The organism is Micromonospora globbae, assembly GCF_036184225.1.
GTDB lineage: Bacteria > Actinomycetota > Actinomycetes > Mycobacteriales > Micromonosporaceae > Micromonospora > Micromonospora globbae.
The window spans coordinates 3,907,767-3,923,821 of sequence record NZ_CP108084.1 but is presented as its reverse complement, the minus strand read 5'-3'; the positions used below and the strand labels follow the sequence as shown (position 1 = coordinate 3,923,821).

At 73.7% G+C, this 16,055-nt stretch carries 15 protein-coding genes, 1 pseudogene and 1 riboswitch; of the genes and pseudogenes, 10 read left to right on the top strand and 6 right to left on the bottom strand.

The window, feature by feature from the left end; all coding sequences use genetic code 11:
* The first annotated feature begins 5 nt into the window (after positions 1 to 5).
* Positions 6 to 1,127 (top strand): carbohydrate ABC transporter permease, encoded by a 1,122-nt coding sequence (locus tag OG994_RS17395; RefSeq protein ID WP_120328421.1) that lies wholly within the window; start codon positions 6 to 8, stop codon positions 1,125 to 1,127.
* 1 nt (position 1,128) lies between these two features.
* Complete coding sequence (locus OG994_RS17390) at positions 1,129 to 2,019, top strand: carbohydrate ABC transporter permease (protein WP_328850336.1); 891 nt, start codon at positions 1,129 to 1,131, stop codon at positions 2,017 to 2,019.
* Between the two features lie 142 nt (positions 2,020 to 2,161).
* Here the strand turns inward: OG994_RS17390 and OG994_RS17385 are convergent.
* Positions 2,162 to 2,725 (bottom strand): annotated as a pseudogene (locus tag OG994_RS17385) (N-acetyltransferase family protein); the annotation flags it as partial.
* Positions 2,726 to 2,760: 35 nt separating this feature from the next.
* Here OG994_RS17385 and OG994_RS17380 point away from each other — a divergent pair.
* Complete coding sequence (locus tag OG994_RS17380; RefSeq protein WP_328850335.1) at positions 2,761 to 4,038, top strand: glycosyltransferase family 87 protein; 1,278 nt, start codon at positions 2,761 to 2,763, stop codon at positions 4,036 to 4,038.
* Here OG994_RS17380 and OG994_RS17375 read toward each other — a convergent pair.
* Positions 3,937 to 4,491 carry a GNAT family N-acetyltransferase gene (locus OG994_RS17375; protein ID WP_328850334.1) on the bottom strand — a complete coding sequence of 185 codons (555 nt, stop codon included), beginning with the start codon at positions 4,489 to 4,491 and terminating at the stop codon, positions 3,937 to 3,939. The two genes, OG994_RS17380 and OG994_RS17375, sit on opposite strands and share 102 nt — an antisense overlap.
* An 80-nt stretch (positions 4,492 to 4,571) precedes the next feature.
* Here OG994_RS17375 and OG994_RS17370 point away from each other — a divergent pair, with 80 nt between their 5' ends.
* From OG994_RS17370 to OG994_RS17350, 5 genes are all read left to right on the top strand, one after another.
* Positions 4,572 to 5,801, top strand: coding sequence for a winged helix-turn-helix domain-containing protein (locus OG994_RS17370; protein ID WP_328850333.1), 1,230 nt, complete (start codon positions 4,572 to 4,574; stop codon positions 5,799 to 5,801).
* On the top strand, positions 5,798 to 6,361 hold the full coding sequence (locus OG994_RS17365) for a DUF2752 domain-containing protein (RefSeq protein ID WP_396843410.1): 564 nt from the start codon (positions 5,798 to 5,800) through the stop codon (positions 6,359 to 6,361). The genes OG994_RS17370 and OG994_RS17365 overlap by 4 nt, the downstream gene beginning before the upstream one ends.
* Positions 6,362 to 6,588: 227 nt before the next feature.
* Positions 6,589 to 7,332 carry an FAD-dependent thymidylate synthase gene (gene thyX, locus OG994_RS17360; protein ID WP_120328414.1) on the top strand — a complete coding sequence of 248 codons (744 nt, stop codon included), beginning with the start codon at positions 6,589 to 6,591 and terminating at the stop codon, positions 7,330 to 7,332.
* A 46-nt stretch (positions 7,333 to 7,378) separates the two neighbouring features.
* Positions 7,379 to 8,305, top strand: a complete 927-nt coding sequence (gene dapA, locus OG994_RS17355) for a 4-hydroxy-tetrahydrodipicolinate synthase (RefSeq protein ID WP_120328413.1) — start codon at positions 7,379 to 7,381, stop codon at positions 8,303 to 8,305.
* A 52-nt stretch (positions 8,306 to 8,357) separates the two neighbouring features.
* On the top strand, positions 8,358 to 10,046 hold the full coding sequence (locus OG994_RS17350) for a ribonuclease J (protein ID WP_120328412.1): 1,689 nt from the start codon (positions 8,358 to 8,360) through the stop codon (positions 10,044 to 10,046).
* Positions 10,047 to 10,138: 92 nt separating this feature from the next.
* Here the strand turns inward: OG994_RS17350 and OG994_RS17345 are convergent, their stop codons facing one another.
* Together OG994_RS17345 and OG994_RS17340 are read right to left on the bottom strand one after the other, a co-directional pair.
* Positions 10,139 to 11,686 (bottom strand): YbjN domain-containing protein, encoded by a 1,548-nt coding sequence (locus tag OG994_RS17345; protein WP_407942612.1) that lies wholly within the window; start codon positions 11,684 to 11,686, stop codon positions 10,139 to 10,141.
* 98 nt (positions 11,687 to 11,784) lie between these two features.
* Positions 11,785 to 12,264, bottom strand: a complete 480-nt coding sequence (locus tag OG994_RS17340) for a type III secretion system chaperone family protein (RefSeq protein ID WP_328850332.1) — start codon at positions 12,262 to 12,264, stop codon at positions 11,785 to 11,787.
* A gap of 113 nt (positions 12,265 to 12,377) precedes the next feature.
* Between OG994_RS17340 and OG994_RS17335 the strand changes: the two genes are divergently transcribed.
* Positions 12,378 to 14,834, top strand: coding sequence for an FtsK/SpoIIIE family DNA translocase (locus tag OG994_RS17335; protein WP_328850331.1), 2,457 nt, complete (start codon positions 12,378 to 12,380; stop codon positions 14,832 to 14,834).
* Positions 14,827 to 15,207 (top strand): VOC family protein, encoded by a 381-nt coding sequence (locus OG994_RS17330; RefSeq protein ID WP_328850330.1) that lies wholly within the window; start codon positions 14,827 to 14,829, stop codon positions 15,205 to 15,207. Before OG994_RS17335 ends, OG994_RS17330 begins: the two co-directional genes overlap by 8 nt.
* A gap of 55 nt (positions 15,208 to 15,262) precedes the next feature.
* Here the strand turns inward: OG994_RS17330 and OG994_RS17325 are convergent, their stop codons facing one another.
* Together OG994_RS17325 and OG994_RS17320 are read right to left on the bottom strand one after the other, a co-directional pair.
* Positions 15,263 to 15,505: a hypothetical protein gene (locus tag OG994_RS17325; protein ID WP_120328408.1), complete on the bottom strand. Its 243-nt coding sequence runs from the start codon at positions 15,503 to 15,505 to the stop codon at positions 15,263 to 15,265.
* A gap of 99 nt (positions 15,506 to 15,604) precedes the next feature.
* On the bottom strand, positions 15,605 to 15,919 hold the full coding sequence (locus OG994_RS17320; protein ID WP_120328407.1) for a DMT family transporter: 315 nt from the start codon (positions 15,917 to 15,919) through the stop codon (positions 15,605 to 15,607).
* A 61-nt stretch (positions 15,920 to 15,980) separates the two neighbouring features.
* A riboswitch (guanidine-III (ykkC-III) riboswitch) is annotated at positions 15,981 to 16,048 on the bottom strand.
* Between the last annotated feature and the right edge of the window lie 7 nt (positions 16,049 to 16,055).

Here is a 16,055-nt window from a genome sequence, read left to right as displayed (position 1 = left end):
GGGAGATGGCAACAGAGGCGCTCGCCGCGCCGGCCACCACGCCGGCCGGCCCGTCGCGCCGCCGCCGCGGCGGTACGCGGGGGAACGAGAACCTCGCCGGCTGGCTGTTCGTCGCTCCGGTCGTCGTGATCCTCGGGCTCTTCCTGCTGCTGCCGATCCTCATGGCGCTCTGGGTGAGCCTCACCGACTGGAACGGCCAGGGCAGCCCGTTCACCCGCGACGTGCCGTTCGTGGGGACGGAGAACTACACCCGCCTCTTCACCGAGGACGGGCTGGACCGCCGCGACTTCATGACGAGCATCCGCAACAACATCTACTACGTGGGGATCGTGGTGCCGGCGCAGACCGTGCTGGCCCTCGGCCTCGCGCTCGTGGTGAACAACCGGATGCTCAAGGGGAAGAGCTTCTTCCGCAGCGCCTTCTACTTCCCCTCGGTCACCAGCTCGGTCGCGATCAGCGTGGTCTTCCTGTTCCTGTTCGCCAACTCCGGCGCGGTGAACAGGCTGCTCGGCCTCTTCGGCATCGACGGGCCGCAGTGGTTCGCCGACTCCCGCGGCGTCCTGCACCTGCTGCTCGGCGCGGTCGGGGTCGACGACCCGCCGGCCGCCCTGACCGGCGGGGGACCGTTCGGCCTGAGCTGGTGGGACTGGCTCTCCGGCCCGAGCGTAGCCATGGTCTCGATCATCACGCTGGTCGTCTGGACCACCTCCGGCACGTTCATGCTGATGTTCCTGGCCGCCCTCCAGAACGTCCCGGTGGCGTTGGACGAGGCCAGCACGCTCGACGGCGCGAGCCGCTGGCAGCGGTTCCGCCACGTCACCCTGCCCCTGATCAAGCCCACCACGTTCCTGGTGGTCACGCTCGGCCTCATCGGCTCGTGGCAGGTCTTCGACCAGGTGTACGTCATGAGCCAGGGCGACCCGGCCAAGACCACCCTCACCCCGGCGTACCTGTCGTACCGGACCGCGTTCCGCGACTTCGACTACGGCTCCGGCGCGGCCATCTCGTTCGTGCTGTTCCTGATCATCATCGTGCTCACGTTGATCCAGCGCCGGATCATGGCCGACCGCGACCCGGTGGGGCGCCGCCGGCGCTGGTGGCGTCGACGCGCACCGGAAGGGTCCTGACATGGCCGTGCTGACCGACCGGCCGCCGGTCGCGGTGCCCGCGCCGCGCCGGCGCCGCGACCCCCGCGCGCTGGTCTCCCGCATCCTGGGGTACGCCGTCCTGGTCTTCTTCGGGCTGGTCTTCCTCTACCCGTTCGTGATCCAGCTCGGCAACTCCTTCAAGACCGAGCCGGACGCGGCCGCCAACCCGCTCTCGCCGATCCCCGACCCGGTGTCGCTGGCCGGGTTCGAGCGGATCTTCGCGGGCACCAACTTCCCGCTCTGGCTCGGCAACTCGCTGCTGGTCACCGTGCTGGTCACGGTGGGTCGGGTGTTCTTCGACTCGCTGGCCGGGTACGCGCTGGCCCGACTGCGGTTCCGGGGGCGCGCCGGCCTGTTCGCGGCGGTGGTCGCCGTCATGGCCGTGCCCCCGGTCGTGCTGCTGATCCCGAAGTTCCTGGTGCTCAACCAGCTCGGCATCTACAACAGCTACACCGGGCTCATCGTGCCGCTGCTCGCCGACGCGGCCGGGATCTTCATCATGAAGCAGTTCTTCGAGTCGATCCCGGTGAGCGTGGAGGAGGCGGCCCGCATCGACGGGGCGAGCGTGTTCCGGATCTTCTGGTCGGTGGTGCTGCCGATGGCGAAGCCGGCGCTGATCACGCTCACCATCCTGTCGTTCCAGGGCTCCTGGAACGAGTTCCCGCACAGCCTCGTGGCGGTGCAGGACCCGGACCTGTTCACCCTCCCGCGCGGCCTCGCCGACCTGGTCAGCGGCTCGCTGGGCAAGGGCAGCCAGTACCCGCTCAAGCTCGGTGCCGCCCTGCTGGCCACCATCCCCGTGGCGGTCCTCTTCGTGGTGTTCCAGCGCTACTTCGTCCGGGACGCCAACGACGGCTCCGACAAGGGCTGACCCCGCCGCGCCGGCTCGCGGCCGGCGCGGCGGCCGGGGCCTAGTCCGCCGGCCCCGGCTGGGCCGGCGGCGCGGGCGATCCGTCGTCGGGCGTCGCCCCGGTCTCGCCGGAGGTCTCGTCGACGGTCTCGGCGGAGCCGGCCTCGGCGGGCAGCGCGACGTGCAGGCGGAGCTGGGGGACCAGCATGTCGTCCACGTCGAGGGCGCGGGCCGCGCCGTCGGCCTCCCAGCCGGCGCTCGTGAGGAACTTCCGGGTCGCCGCGTCGGCGTCGAACGCCCACGCCACCGCCCGCGTGAAGCCGTCGGCGCGCCACAGGTCCACGCTGGCGGCGAGCAGCCGGCTGCCGTGCCCCCGCCGGCCCCAGCGCGGCTCCACCAGCAGGTCGGTGACGGCCGCGACGTCGCCGCCCAGCGCGTCGGCCGGCTCGTTCGGTGCGAGCGCCTCGGCGTCGGCCGGACCGGAGGCCACGAACCCCACCAGATACGATTGCTCGGCCTGTTCGACGGCGACCAGCACCCGGTGGGCGTCCGACGGCGGCTCCTGCACCGCGGCGGTCCACCGCCGCGCCAGCCACGCCTCGTCGAGGTTCTCGAGGACGTGCCGGGGCAGGATCCGGCGGTAGGCGACCCGCCAGGTCGCGAGCTGGATGCGTGCGATCTCGCCGGCGTCTTCCGGACGCGCCGGGCGGACGTACCCGAGAGCCATGGGACGTGAGCCTACGCAGGGCGAGGGAGGCGACGGTGGCGCAGGGTGCCGCTAGGACGATCGCGCAGGTCGTGGGCGTGCTCCTGCTCGCCGTCGCGGTGGCCGCCTTCCTCGCCGTGGCGGCCGTGCGGCACGGCTTCTTCGACCTCCAGGTCTACTACGGCGCGTTGACGTGGTGGGTGCACGACGGCGGGGAGATCTACGACTACCTGCGGCCGAACACCCAGTACGGCTTCACCTACCCGCCGTTCGCCGCTCTCGTCATGCTGCCGATGGCGTACCTGCCGTGGCTGGCCGCGATCGTCGTCAGCGTCACCGCGACCGTGGCGGTGACCGTGGTGCTCTTCTGGTGGCTGGTCGACCCGATCGCCCGCCGGGCGGGCTGGACGCGCTGGTTCGCCCTCGCCGTGGCGCTCTGCCTGGCCGCCGCGTACGAGCCGATGCGCGAGACGGTCAACTTCGGCCAGGTCAACATGCTGCTGCTCTTCCTGGTCGCCGTCGACCTGCTCCGGTTGCTGCCCGGCGGCAGCCGCTGGGCGGGTGTGGGCGTCGGGCTGGCCACCGCCATCAAGCTGACGCCCGGCATCTTCATCGTCTACCTGCTCGTCACCGGCCGCTGGCGGGCGGCGGTCACCTCGATGGCGACCGCGGCGGGGGCCACCCTGCTCGCCGCCGCGCTCTTCCCCGACGCCTCCCGCGAGTTCTGGACCGAGGCGCTGTGGAACACCGACCGGGTGGGCGAGCTGGCCTTCGTCTCCAACCAGTCCCTGCGCGGGGTCGTGGCCCGGCTGGACCCCGAGCACCCGAGCACCCTCGCCTGGCTGGTGCTGGTGCTCGGCACGCTGGCGCTGTGGGCCTGGCGCTCCCGGGCCGCGGCCGCCGGCGGCGACGAGGCGGCCGGCCTGGCGCTGACCGGCGCCGTGATGTGCCTGGTCAGCCCCGTGACCTGGGTGCACCACCTGGTCTGGCTGCTGCCGGGGCTGATCCTGCTCGTGGACAACGCCGTGGCGGCCCGCCCCGGCAGCCTCCGCCGCCGCCTGCTGCTGGCCGCCGCCGTCACCGGGTACGGGTTCCTCACCAGCCGGATCGTGTGGGCCTGGGAGAAGGACTTCACGGGGATCGACGGGTTCCTCGGCAGCAACACGTACGTCTGGATCAGTCTGGCCCTGCTGGCGTTGCTGCCGCTGCGCGGCCGGACCACGCCGGCCGGCTCACCCGTCGAGGCGGCCGGCGTACCGCAGCTCGAACAGCCGGACGGGCGGACGCCCGCCGGTGAGCGGCACCGGGTAGGTGGACCGCTCACCGTCCGGTGACAGCCCGGCCCGCACCGTGAAGCGGCGGGCCCGGTGGTTCTCCTCGAGCACCCAGGCCCGGAAGGCCGTGAAGCCCCGCCCGGCCAGTCCCGCGCGGGCGGCGCGGAGCAGCGCCGTGGCCGTGCCGTCGCCCCAGTGCCCCGGCTCGACGAAGAGGGCGAGGACCTCGCCCCAGGCCGGGTCGAGGGTGTCCCGGTCCTGGTCGACGCGGTACGGCCCGAACGAGGTGAACCCCACGACCCCCTCGTCGCCCGACTCGGCCAGCAGCGTGGTGAACGGGTGCTCGGGGTCGGCCGTGCCGACGTCCCGCCGGCGCTGGGCCCAGGCGGCCACGTTCAGCCGCCGCAGCACCTCGTCCGGCATGATGCCGGCGTAGCCGGCCTGCCAGCCGTGCACGTGCACCCGGGCGACCGCCTCGGCGTCGTCCGGCTCCTCCCGACGGATGGTGACCACGGCACCGTTCTATGCCCTGCCCGGCGGAGGGTCCAGCGTCCGCGCCGGAGCGTCGTACGCCTCGGCTAGGGTCGCCGGCGATGGCAGCTCCGGAATCGCTCTCGCTCGCCCAGGCGCGCCGGGTGGCGCTGGCCGCCCAGGGCTTCACCGACCCGCCGCCCGGCGGGGTGCCGACGCGCCGGCACCTGCGCCGGGTGCTCGGCCGGGTCGGGCTGATCCAGATGGATTCGGTCAACGTGCTGCAGCGGGCGCACTACCTGCCGCTCTACAGCCGGCTCGGGCCCTACCCGACCTCGCTGCTCGACACCGCCGCCTACCGCCGGCCGCGTGAGCTGTTCGAGTACTGGGGGCACGAGGCGTCGCTGGTCCCGGTCGGGCTGCACGCGGCGCTGCGCTGGCGGATGGCCCGGGCGCACAGCGAGGCCTGGGGCGGCATGCGCCGGATCGCCCAGGAGCAGCCCGAGCTGGTCGCCTGGGTGCGCGACGAGGTGGCCGCCCGCGGGCCGCTGACGGCCGCCGAGATCGAGCACGACGCGCCCCGCGAGAAGGGCAACTGGGGCTGGAACTGGTCGGCGGTGAAGCGGGCGCTGGAGTTCCTCTTCTGGGCGGGGGAGGTCACGGCGGCCGACCGCACCACGTCGTTCGCCCGCCGCTACGACCTGCCCGAGCGGGTGCTCCCCGCCGCCGCGCTGGACGCGCCCACCCCGACCGACGCCGAGGCGTACCGCACGCTCGTGGCCCTCGCCGCCCGGTCGCTCGGCGTGGCCGCGGAGCCGGAGCTGCGGGACTACTTCCGGCTGCCGCTGGCCGGCGCCCGGCAGGCCATCGCGGAGCTGGCCGAGGCCGGCGAGCTGCTGCCGGTGACCGTCGCCGGGTGGCGCCAGCCGGCGTGGCTGCACGCCGAGGCCCGGCTGCCGCGCTGGGTGCGGGGCAACACGCTGGTCAGCCCGTTCGATCCGCTGATCTGGGAGCGCAACCGCACCGAGCGGCTGTTCGACTTCAGCTACCGCATCGAGATCTACGTGCCGGCGCCGCAGCGTGTGCACGGCTACTACGTGCTCCCGTTCCTCCAGGGGGAGCGGTTCACCGCCCGGGTCGACCTCAAGGCCGACCGGAAGGCGAAGGTGCTGCTGGTGCCCGCGGCCTGGATCGAACCGGGCGCCGACCCGGGCGAGACGGCCGTGGCGCTCGCCGCCGAGCTCTACCGGCTCGCCGGCTGGCTCGGCCTGGACGCGGTGGCCCCGCCCGCCGCCGGCGATCTCGCCGGCCCGCTGGCCGCCGCACTGGTGGGCGTGGCGGGTGTAGCGTGAGCGGCGTGACGAGCGTTGACGGACCCGTCGGCCCGCCGCAACCGCCGGCGGGCGCAGTGCCGGACGCGCCCGCGTGGCCCGCGGGCCAGGTGCCGCCCTACCCGACGCCCCAGCCCGACCGGCTCACCCGGTTCGTGGTCCGGCTCTACGAGCGTTCGCCCCGGTGGGCGGTGCCGCTGGCCGCGCTCGGCTGCGTGGCGGCCGGCATCGGCTACGCGCTCATCAGCGATCCCACCCGCTCGGATCCCGACGCCGCGCCCAGCTGCGTGCTCAAGCTGACCACCGGGCTGGACTGCCCGGGCTGCGGTGGCACCCGCGCGCTGTGGTACGTGGTGCACGGCGACATCCCGGCCGCCGCCCGCCACCACTTCGTGTTCGTCTTCGCGCTGCCCTTCCTGGCGTACCTCTTCGTGGCCTGGGCGGGCCGGCAGGCGTTCGGCTGGCGCCTGCCGGAGCTGCGGTTCAGCGGGAAGGTGATCGGTGGCTTCCTGGCCGCCTGGCTGGCCTTCTCGGTGCTGCGCAACCTGCCCTGGGCCCCCTTCACCACCCTGTACGTCTAACCCGCCCCCTCCCCGGTCCCCGCCCCCTCCCCGGTCCCCGCGCCCCCCGCGCGGCCCGATCCGCGCGGTGATCATGAGGTTGGCGGGGACGAACCGGGCATCCCGCCTCGCCAACCTCATGATCACCGGGGTGCGGCCCCGGCGGCGGGGTGGTGACCGGGATTGCAGCGGGCGAGCCCCGCTTGGGTACGGCCGGCCCTCCCACTACAGTCCGAGGAATGCCGGAGATGGTGCAGCCCCAGGTGAAGTTGATCGCGTGGACCCACTTCGAGGCGCCGGACGACGTCCCGTGGTCGACCGACGCCGACGGGGGCCAGGCGCTAGCCGAGTTCGCCGGTCGCGCCTGCTACCAGTCGTGGCGCAAGCCCAACCCGGCCACGGCCACCAACGCCGGCTACCTGGCGCACATCCTCGAGGTCGGGCACTACTCGGTGCTCGAACACGGCTCGGTCACCTTCTACTTCACCGGGGTGTCGCGCTCCTTCACCCACGAGCTGATCCGGCACCGGCACTTCTCGTACTCCCAGCTCTCCCAGCGCTACGTCCCCGAGCGGGACGCCGCCATGGTCGAGCCGAGGGTGATCGCCGAGGACCCGGAGCTGCACGCCAGGTTCGTCGAGGCCACCGAGGCGAGCGTGCGGGCGTACACCGAGTTGCTGGAGGGGCTGGAGAAGCGCTTCGCCGACGTGGAGAACGGCACCCTGCGGCGCAAGCAGGCCCGGCAGGCGGCCCGGGCGGTGCTGCCGAACGCGACCGAGACCCGGATCGTGGTGACCGGCAACTACCGGGCGTGGCGGCACTTCATCGGCATGCGGGCCACGGAGCAGGCCGACGTGGAGATCCGCGAGCTGGCCGTGGAGTGCCTGCGCCAGTTGCAGAAGGCCGCCCCGAACGTGTTCGCCGACTTCGTGATCTCCACGCTGCCCGACGGCACCGAGGTGGCGTCGAGCCCGTACGCCGAGCTGTCCTGAGCCCTTCCCCGGCGGGTGCTCCCGGGTCGTCCGCTAGGTTAAGAGGATGACGCACGACCACCCTGACACCCCCGCCCGGGCGGTGTCCCGCCCCTTCGGCCGGGTGCTCACGGCCATGGTGACCCCGTTCACCGCCGACGGTGCGCTCGACCTCGACGGCGCCGCGCGGCTGGCGACCCACCTGGTCGACGAGCAGCGCAACGACGCGTTGGTGGTCAACGGCACGACCGGCGAGTCTCCGACGACCACGGACGCGGAGAAGGAGCGCCTCATCCGGGCCGTCGTGGAGGCGGTCGGCGACCGGGCCAAGGTGGTGGCCGGGGTCGGCACCAACGACACCCGGCACACCATCGAGCTGGCCGCCGCCGCCGAGAAGGCGGGCGCGCACGGGCTGCTCGTGGTCACGCCGTACTACAACAAGCCACCGCAGGCCGGGCTGCTGCACCACTTCACCGCCGTCGCGGACGCCACCGGCCTGCCGGTGATGCTCTATGACATTCCTCACCGCGCCGGGGTGGCCATCGCCACCGAGACCCTGGTGCGCCTCGCCGAGCACGGCCGGATCGTGGCCGTGAAGGACGCGAAGGGCGACCTGACCGCGACCAGCTGGGTGACGAGCCGCAGCGACCTCGCCTTCTACAGCGGCGAGGACTCGCTCACCCTGCCCGCCCTGGCCGTCGGCGCGGTCGGCGTGGTCGGCACGTCCACGCACTTCACCGGCGCGCCCACCCAGCAGATGATCGAGGCGTACGAAGCGGGGGACACCGCCGCCGCGCTCGCCCTGCACCACCGGCTGCTGCCGCTCTACACCGGCATCTTCCGCACCCAGGGTGTGATCCTCGTGAAGGCGGGCCTCACGATCGCCGGCCTGCCCGCCGGCCCCGTGCGGCCTCCGCTGGTGGACGCCACCGACGACGAGATCGCCCAGCTGCGCGCCGACTGCGCGGCGGCGGGCGTCGCACTCCCCGAATGACCGAACGACACGACGGACGCCGGGCGACGGCGTCCCGGAACGAGGTGAACGCGTGACCGAGGCGCACATCGAGGCGGAACTGCCCCCACCGCTACCAGAGGGCGGGCTGCGGATCATCCCGCTCGGCGGGCTCGGCGCCATCGGTCGGAACATGACCGTCTTCGAGTACGACGGCAAGCTGCTGGTGATCGACTGCGGCGTGCTGTTCCCCGACGTGGAGCAGCCCGGCGTCGACCTGATCCTGCCCGACTTCGGGCCGATCCTGGACCGCCTCGACGACGTGCAGGCCATCGTGCTCACCCACGGTCACGAGGACCACATCGGCGCCGTGCCGTACCTGCTCGCGCACAAGCCGGACATCCCCCTGGTCGGCTCGCAGTTCACCCTCGCCCTGGTCGAGGCGAAGCTCGCCGAGCGGCGCATCCAGCCCTACACGCTGACCGTGCGGGAGGGGGGCCGGGAACAGCTCGGCCCGTTCGAGTGCGAGTTCTTCGCGGTGAACCACTCGATCCCCGACGCGCTCGCGGTGGCCGTGCGTACGCCGGCCGGCCTCGTGCTGCACACCGGCGACTTCAAGATGGACCAGCTCCCGCTCGACGGGCGGATCACCGATCTGGCGGGCTTCGCCCGGCTCGGCGCCGAGGGCGTGGACCTGCTCCTGTCGGACTCGACGAACGCGGAGATCCCCGGTTTCGTCACCCCGGAGCGGGAGATCGGGCCCGTCCTCGACTCGATCTTCCAGAAGGCGCGCGGGCGCATCATCGTGGCCTCGTTCGCCTCCCACGTGCACCGGGTGCAGCAGGTGATGGACTCGGCCGCCGAGCACGGCCGCAAGGTCGCCCTGATCGGCCGGTCGATGGTGCGCAACATGGGCATCGCCCGCGACCTGGGGCTGCTCAACATCCCGCCCGGCCTGGTCGTCGGCCTCGAAGAGGCGACCACGATGCCGCCGGAGCGCATCGTCCTCATGTCCACCGGGTCGCAGGGCGAGCCGATGAGCGCACTGGGCCGCATGGCCAGCGGCGACCACCGGCACATCACCATCGCCCCCGGCGACACGGTGGTGCTCGCCTCGTCCCTGGTGCCCGGCAACGAGACCTCCGTCTACCGGGTGATCAACCGCCTGGCCCGCGCCGGCGCGGTGGTCGTGCACAAGGACGTCGCCAAGGTGCACGTCTCCGGCCACGCCCCGGCCGGCGAACTGCTCTACCTGCTCAACGTGGTGCGCCCCAGCAACCTCATGCCGGTGCACGGCGAGTGGCGGCACCTGCGCGCCCACGCGCGGCTCGGCATCGAGTCGGGCGTGGCGCCCGACCGGGTGGTGCTCTGCGAGGACGGCGACGTCGTGGACCTGGTCGACGGGCGGGCCAGCCTGGTCGGCCGCGTGAAGAGCCGGTACGTCTACGTCGACGGGCTCGCCGTCGGCGACGTGAGCGAGTCGCTGCTCACCGAGCGGCGGATCCTCGGGGACGGCGGTTTCATCGCCGCCACCGTGGTGGTCGACTCGGTCACCGGCAAGGTGGTCGCCGGCCCGACCGTCTCCGCGAAGGGCTTCTCGGAGGACCCGGAGGCGTTCAACGACGTCATCCCGCTGGTCACCGAGGCGCTCAACCGGGCCGCCGCGGACGGGATCACCGATCCCCACCAGCTCCAGCAGATCGTCCGACGGACGGTGGGGCGCTGGGTCAACGACGCGTACCGCCGCCGCCCGATGATCGTCCCCACGGTGGTCGAGGTCTGACGAGGCCGGTCGCCGACGTCCCGGTGGGCGTCGGCGACCGGCGTCCCGCCCGCCGGCGCCGTGACGCCGGTGTCGCGTCGTGCCGCCCCGTCTCAGGGCAGGGCCGCCACCGCGTCGGCGTACGCCACCCCCGTGGTGATCGCCGCGTTCACCAGCACGTCGAGCTGCGCCGGGGCCACCCCGTGCGCCAGGTCGGTGTTCACGTCACCGGCCAGCACGAGCTCGTCGCCGAGGTCGTGCACGTACGCCTTCGGCAGCAGCCGGTCGTGGTTCCAGGCGTTGCAGAAGGCGTACGCCTCGGCGCGCCGCGCCGCCGGCAGCCGCCGGGCGGCCAGCGCCCGCGCGTGCAGGATCTCGCCGTGCTCACCGAGCTGCCGGAACTGGATGACGGCGTCGCCCCACCGGCCGACCACCGTGCCGCCGTCCACCGCGTACCGGTCGCCCCGCCGGTCCAGCGCCATCGTGATCATGGCGAGGGTCAGCGGCACCGGTTCCCGATCGGAGGGCTCCGGGTCGTCCGGCGCGTACGGGTCGACCTCGTCGGTCGCGCCCTCGTCGTCGGCGGGGATCGGCACCGGCCCGGCGACCGGCCGCTCGGCCAGCCAGGCGGCGATCCGGCCCGACTGGTGGCCGGTGCCGTTGCGGGCGTCGAAGCTGCCGGCCAGTTCCGTGGCCACCCCGAGCAGCACCGCGCCGAGCGTGGCCACGTCGAGGTCGGCGGCCGGCCGGTCCCCGTACGCCGGCCGGTGCACGGTGCGCCCACCCAGCCCGGCCGCCACGGCGAGCTGGCAGACCAGCGCTCCCGCGGCGGCGAACTCCATGGCGGAGAGGTCGTCGTACGGGCGGTCGAGGCGGGGGAGCTGCTCGGCGAGGATGTCGAGCCCGCGCCCCGGATGCCCGGCGAGCGCGCAGAAGCGCAGGTGCGTGGCGAGGTGCCCGAAGGCGGCCCGCTCGCCCCGGTGCCGCCGGTACGCCCGCACGTGCGCCGCGCCGGCCCGCTCCACCTCGCCCTGCCGCAGCCAGGGCAGCAGCGCCGCCGTCAACGCGCGTTCCGGCTGGTCGGTGCAGTCGACGGCGCCGTCGAGCACGTCCCGCAGCTCGTCCAGCGCGGCGGCCCAGTCGCCCCAGCCGGCGAGCAGGTCGGCGCGGCGGGCGGGCGCGCAGCCGGGGCATCCGCCGGCGGGCCCGGGTTCGGCGACCGCCCAGCGCCCGTACCACTCGCGGGCGGTCGGTTCGTCGCCCAGGTGGTCGGCGATGCGGCAGCGGAGTTCGGCCACCGCCTCGGCGTCCGCGCCGATCCGGCGGGCCAGGTCGTCGACCGCCCGCGCCTGGTCGAGGCCCACGCGCGGGGTGCCCAGCAGCGCCTCGATCGCGTACCGCTGGTAGCGCGTCAGCAGCTCCGCCTCCGCCTCGGAGAACAGCTCCGGGCGGCGGTCGAGGACGGCCAGGCAACGCCGTACCGGCTCGACCAGCCGCCACCGTTCGCCCCGGGGCAGGGCCGTCTCGATCAGCGCGAACCGGGCGTCGACCGCGGACCGGTCGTCGCCGGCCGCGTCGGCCAGGACGGCGATCCGTTCCAGCTCCAGCAGCCGGGCCGGGCCGTCGGGCTGGTCCCGCGCCTCGGCGAGCGCCGCCACCAGCTCGCGGTTGCGGCCGCCGGACCCACGGCCGCGCCCGACGAGGGTGAGGTCGTCGAGCCGGCCGGGTCGCGCGTCGCGTCCGCGGTTCCGCTGCCCCGTCACGGCAGGGCCCCGCCGGGAAGCCGCTCCACCGCGGCGGCGAGCCGGCAGCCGGTGGCGATGCCGCGGTCGAGCAGCTGGTCGAGCTGGTGCGGGGTGACCCCGCGCTCCAGGTCGGCGATCACCTCGCCGCAGACCCGCGCCCGCCCGTCGTCGTCGACGTGGACGAACGCCTTCGGCCAGAGGTGGTCGTGGTTCCACGCGTTGCAGAAGGCGTGCAGCGCCGGGACCTGCTCGATGGGGAAGAGCGGGGCGGCCATGGCGCGGACCTGGAGCAGCTCGCCGTACTCGCCGAGCCGCAGGAACCAGATCACCGTGTCGTCCCAGCGGCCCACGAGGTCGCCGTCGGAGTCGGTGGTCACCGTGTGTCCCCGCGTGCCCAGCACCGCGGCGACGAGGTCGGCGGTCAGCGGTCGCAGTCGTCGGGGATGCCCGGCCAGGGGGTCGTCCGGACCGTCCTCGAATCCCGGCGACGCCATCGGGCATCCCTTCTGAGGCAGATATCACGGCATGCGGCGGAGCACGCGCTGCGACGCGCGGACACGACCCGGAAAAGCGGCGATCCACCGGGTCCCGCCGTTACGGTGATGCTATGGCGGGCCGTACCTCTCAGGCGAGCCGGCGGCGCGGCGCGTCGCCGCGCGGTGCGACGAACAGCCGCGCCCGCCAGCCGGCGAAGAAGACACGGGCGCCGGTCCGGCGCCGCACCCGACCCGCCCGTCCCGGCCCCGCCGTCTACGTCGGACGCGCGGTCGGCGCCCTGTGGATGGGCCTGGCGCACGGCGTGGGGTGGGCCGTGCGGGCGGCCGGGCGGCAGGCGGCCTCGGCGCGCGAACTGGACCCGGAGCACCGCCGCGACGGCGCCGGCCTGCTGCTGTTCGGCCTGGCCCTGCTGAGCGCCGTGGGGATCTGGTTCTCCGGCGCCGGCCCGGTCGGCCACCGGCTGGCCGACTCGGTCCGGCTCTTCCTCGGCGCCATCGCGGTGGTGGTGCCGGTGCTGCTGGGGATCGGCGCGTGGCGGCTCATGCGCCAGCCCGCCGACCCGGAGCACCGGGGCCGGGGGCTGGTCGGCTGGGGCTCCATGCTGGTGGCCACCGCCGCGATGCTCCACATCGGGCAGAACCCGGTCGACCCGGTCCAGCGCGACTACGCGGGCGGGCTGCTCGGCGCCGCGATCGGCAGCCTGCTGGAACGCGCGGTCACGGCCTGGGTCGCCATGCCGCTGCTGATCCTGCTGCTCCTGTTCGGCCTGCTGGTGGTCACCGCCACCCCGATCAACAAGATCCCCGAGCGGCTCGGCCTCCTCGCCGGATCACTCGTCGCCCCACCGTCCACCCAGGACGAGGCCGAGGAGGCCCCGGCGAAGCCGGCGCGGAAGCGCCCGGCGAAGCGGACGCCCCCGCCGGTCGACCCCGAGGCGTTCGAGGACGACCTCGACGGCGCCGACCTGCAGGACACCCTCGTGCTGACGCGTACGCCGCCCACGAAGGTGCCGGTGAGCCGCAAGCCGGTGGAGCCGCCGGAGCACTCGCCGCTGCCCACCCGGGCCGAGCAGCTCGCGCTGACCGGCCTGGCGGGCGACTACACGCTCCCCCCGGCCAACCTGCTGAGCAGCGGCGCGGCGCCGAAGAAGCGGAGCAAGGCCAACGACGAGGTGATCGCCGCCCTCACCGGGGTCTTCGAGCAGTTCGACGTGGACGCCGCCGTCACCGGCTTCACCCGCGGCCCGACGGTCACCCGCTACGAGGTGGAGCTGGGTCCGGGCGTCAAGGTCGAGCGGATCACCCAGCTGTCCCGCAACATCGCGTACGCGGTCAAGTCGCCGGACGTGCGGATCCTCAGCCCGATCCCCGGCAAGAGCGCGGTCGGCGTGGAGATCCCCAACGCCGACCCGGAGAACGTCGCCCTCGGCGACGTGCTGCGCTCCCGTGCCGCCACCAGCGACCACCACCCGATGGTCGTGGCGCTCGGCAAGGACATCGAGGGCGGCTACGTGGTGGCCAACCTCGCGAAGATGCCGCACATCCTCATCGCGGGCGCCACGGGCGCCGGCAAGTCGAGCTGCCTCAACTCGCTGCTCGTCTCGATCCTGACGCGGGCCACCCCGGACGAGGTGCGGCTGCTGCTGATCGACCCGAAGCGGGTCGAGATGACCGGCTACGAGGGCATCCCGCACCTGGTCACGCCGATCGTGACGAACGCGAAGAAGGCGGCCGACTCGCTGGAGTGGGTCGTCCGCGAGATGGACATGCGCTACGACGACCTCGCCGCGAACGGGGTCCGGCACATCGACGACTTCAACCGCAAGGTGCGCAACGGCGAGATCAAGGCGCCGCCGGGCAGCGAGCGGGAGCTGCGGCCGTACCCGTACCTGCTGGTCATCGTCGACGAGCTGGCCGACCTCATGATGGTCGCCCCGCGCGACGTGGAGGACTCGATCGTCCGCATCACGCAGCTCGCCCGTGCCGCCGGCATCCACCTGGTGCTCGCCACCCAGCGTCCCTCGGTCGACGTGGTGACCGGTCTGATCAAGGCGAACGTGCCGTCCCGGCTCGCGTTCGCCACGTCGTCGCTGGCCGACTCGCGGGTCATCCTCGACCAGCCGGGTGCCGAGAAGCTGCTCGGCCGCGGCGACGGGCTCTTCCTGCCGATGGGCGCGTCGAAGCCGATCCGGATCCAGGGCGCCTGGGTGACCGAGCGCGAGATCGCCGACGTGGTGAAGTTCTGCAAGGACCAGCGCGAGCCGGAGTTCCGCCCGGACGTGCTGACCGTCGCGCAGGAGAGCAAGAAGAAGATCGACGAGGACATCGGCGACGACCTGGACCTGCTGCTCCAGGCGGTCGAGCTGGTGGTCACCTCGCAGTTCGGTTCCACCTCGATGCTCCAGCGGAAACTGCGGGTGGGCTTCGCGAAGGCCGGCCGGCTCATGGACCTCATGGAGACGCGGGGCGTGGTCGGCCCGTCCGAGGGCTCGAAGGCCCGCGACGTGCTGGTCAAGCCGGACGAGCTGGAGGAGGTTCTCGCCGGCATCCGGGGCGGCGATGACTGACGCCGCTCCGCTGACCGAGGAGCTGTTCCCCATCCTCACGACCGCCGACCTGCCGGCGGCGCTCGCCTTCTACCGGGACCTGCTGGGCGGCATGGTGACCTACCGGTTCCCGGAGGCCGGGGAGCCGGCGTACGTCGGGCTGCGGGTGGGCGCCGGCCAGCTCGGCATCGGCCGCCAGGACGAGTCGGGGCCGCTGGCGAACGAGCGGGTGGCGCTCTGGGTGTACGTGGCCGACTGCGCCGCCGCCGTGGAGCGGCTGCGGGCGGCCGGTGTGCCGGTGGTGGCCGAGCCGGTGACGCAGCCGTGGGGTGAGCGGATGGCGGTCGTCCTCGACCCGGACGGCAACCGGGTGCTGGTGGCCGACCGCGGTTGAGCGCACGCCCCGCGAGCCGGGCCCGCCGGGGGTCGCGGCGGGCCCAGTCGCGGCGTCAGCTGTTGAGGATGGCGGCCGTGAGCAGCGCGCCGAGGATGGCGCCGACCACGCTGGCGGCGGCCGCGTACCAGCCGAGCGGCTTGTCGCCGAGGACGGCGCCGACGACGCCGAGGATGACACCGAGCACGCCGAAGATCAGCGGCGAGAGGAAGAGCGCGAGGACTGCGAAGACGAAGCCCAGGATCGTGCAGACGCGGGCGGCACTGCTGCGCGGGCGGGCGGTGGGAATGTCGGCCATGACGTCCTCCAGGGTGAGAGCCAGTGACGGTCGGTCACTACCCGTTCCGGTCGTCGCGTACGCATCCGGGTCGATACCGGTCACCCGCCCCCAGCGGGCTCAGTGGAAGAACTTCAGCCCGACGACTCCGGCGATCACGAGGAACAGGCACGCGATCCGGGGCAGGCTGGTCGACTCGTTCAGCGCGAGCATCCCCACCAGGGCCGTGCCCACGGCGCCGATGCCGACCCAGACCGCGTACCCGGTGCCGACCGGGATCTGCCGCAGCGCGTACGCCAGGCCGGCCATGCTGAGCACCAGCGTCACGGCGAACACCAGCGACGGCAGCGGCCGGCTGAATCCCTGGCTGCGGTCGAGGGAGACGGCCCACGCCGTCTCGAGCAGTCCGGAGAGCACCAACACGATCCAGGCCATCGCCGTCACCTCTGCACACGAGCCCGGACCACCGGGGGCCGGGACGAGTCGGTCATCACACGTCGGGGCGTCTTCGCCTGACCGGGTACGCCCACCGCTCGTCCGGGGTGGCCGACGGGAGCCACCGCAGCCGACG

Coding starts and splice junctions, on each gene's coding strand:
- OG994_RS17330 (WP_328850330.1), top strand. CDS start 14,827: ATGACTGACGCCGCTCCGCTGACCGAGGAGCTGTTCCCCATCCTCACG.
- OG994_RS17320 (WP_120328407.1), bottom strand. CDS start 15,919: ATGGCCTGGATCGTGTTGGTGCTCTCCGGACTGCTCGAGACGGCGTGG.
- OG994_RS17325 (WP_120328408.1), bottom strand. CDS start 15,505: ATGGCCGACATTCCCACCGCCCGCCCGCGCAGCAGTGCCGCCCGCGTC.
- OG994_RS17335 (WP_328850331.1), top strand. CDS start 12,378: ATGGCGGGCCGTACCTCTCAGGCGAGCCGGCGGCGCGGCGCGTCGCCG.
- OG994_RS17395 (WP_120328421.1), top strand. CDS start 6: ATGGCAACAGAGGCGCTCGCCGCGCCGGCCACCACGCCGGCCGGCCCG.
- thyX (WP_120328414.1), top strand. CDS start 6,589: ATGGTGCAGCCCCAGGTGAAGTTGATCGCGTGGACCCACTTCGAGGCG.
- OG994_RS17340 (WP_328850332.1), bottom strand. CDS start 12,264: ATGGCGTCGCCGGGATTCGAGGACGGTCCGGACGACCCCCTGGCCGGG.
- OG994_RS17390 (WP_328850336.1), top strand. CDS start 1,129: ATGGCCGTGCTGACCGACCGGCCGCCGGTCGCGGTGCCCGCGCCGCGC.
- OG994_RS17370 (WP_328850333.1), top strand. CDS start 4,572: ATGGCAGCTCCGGAATCGCTCTCGCTCGCCCAGGCGCGCCGGGTGGCG.
- dapA (WP_120328413.1), top strand. CDS start 7,379: ATGACGCACGACCACCCTGACACCCCCGCCCGGGCGGTGTCCCGCCCC.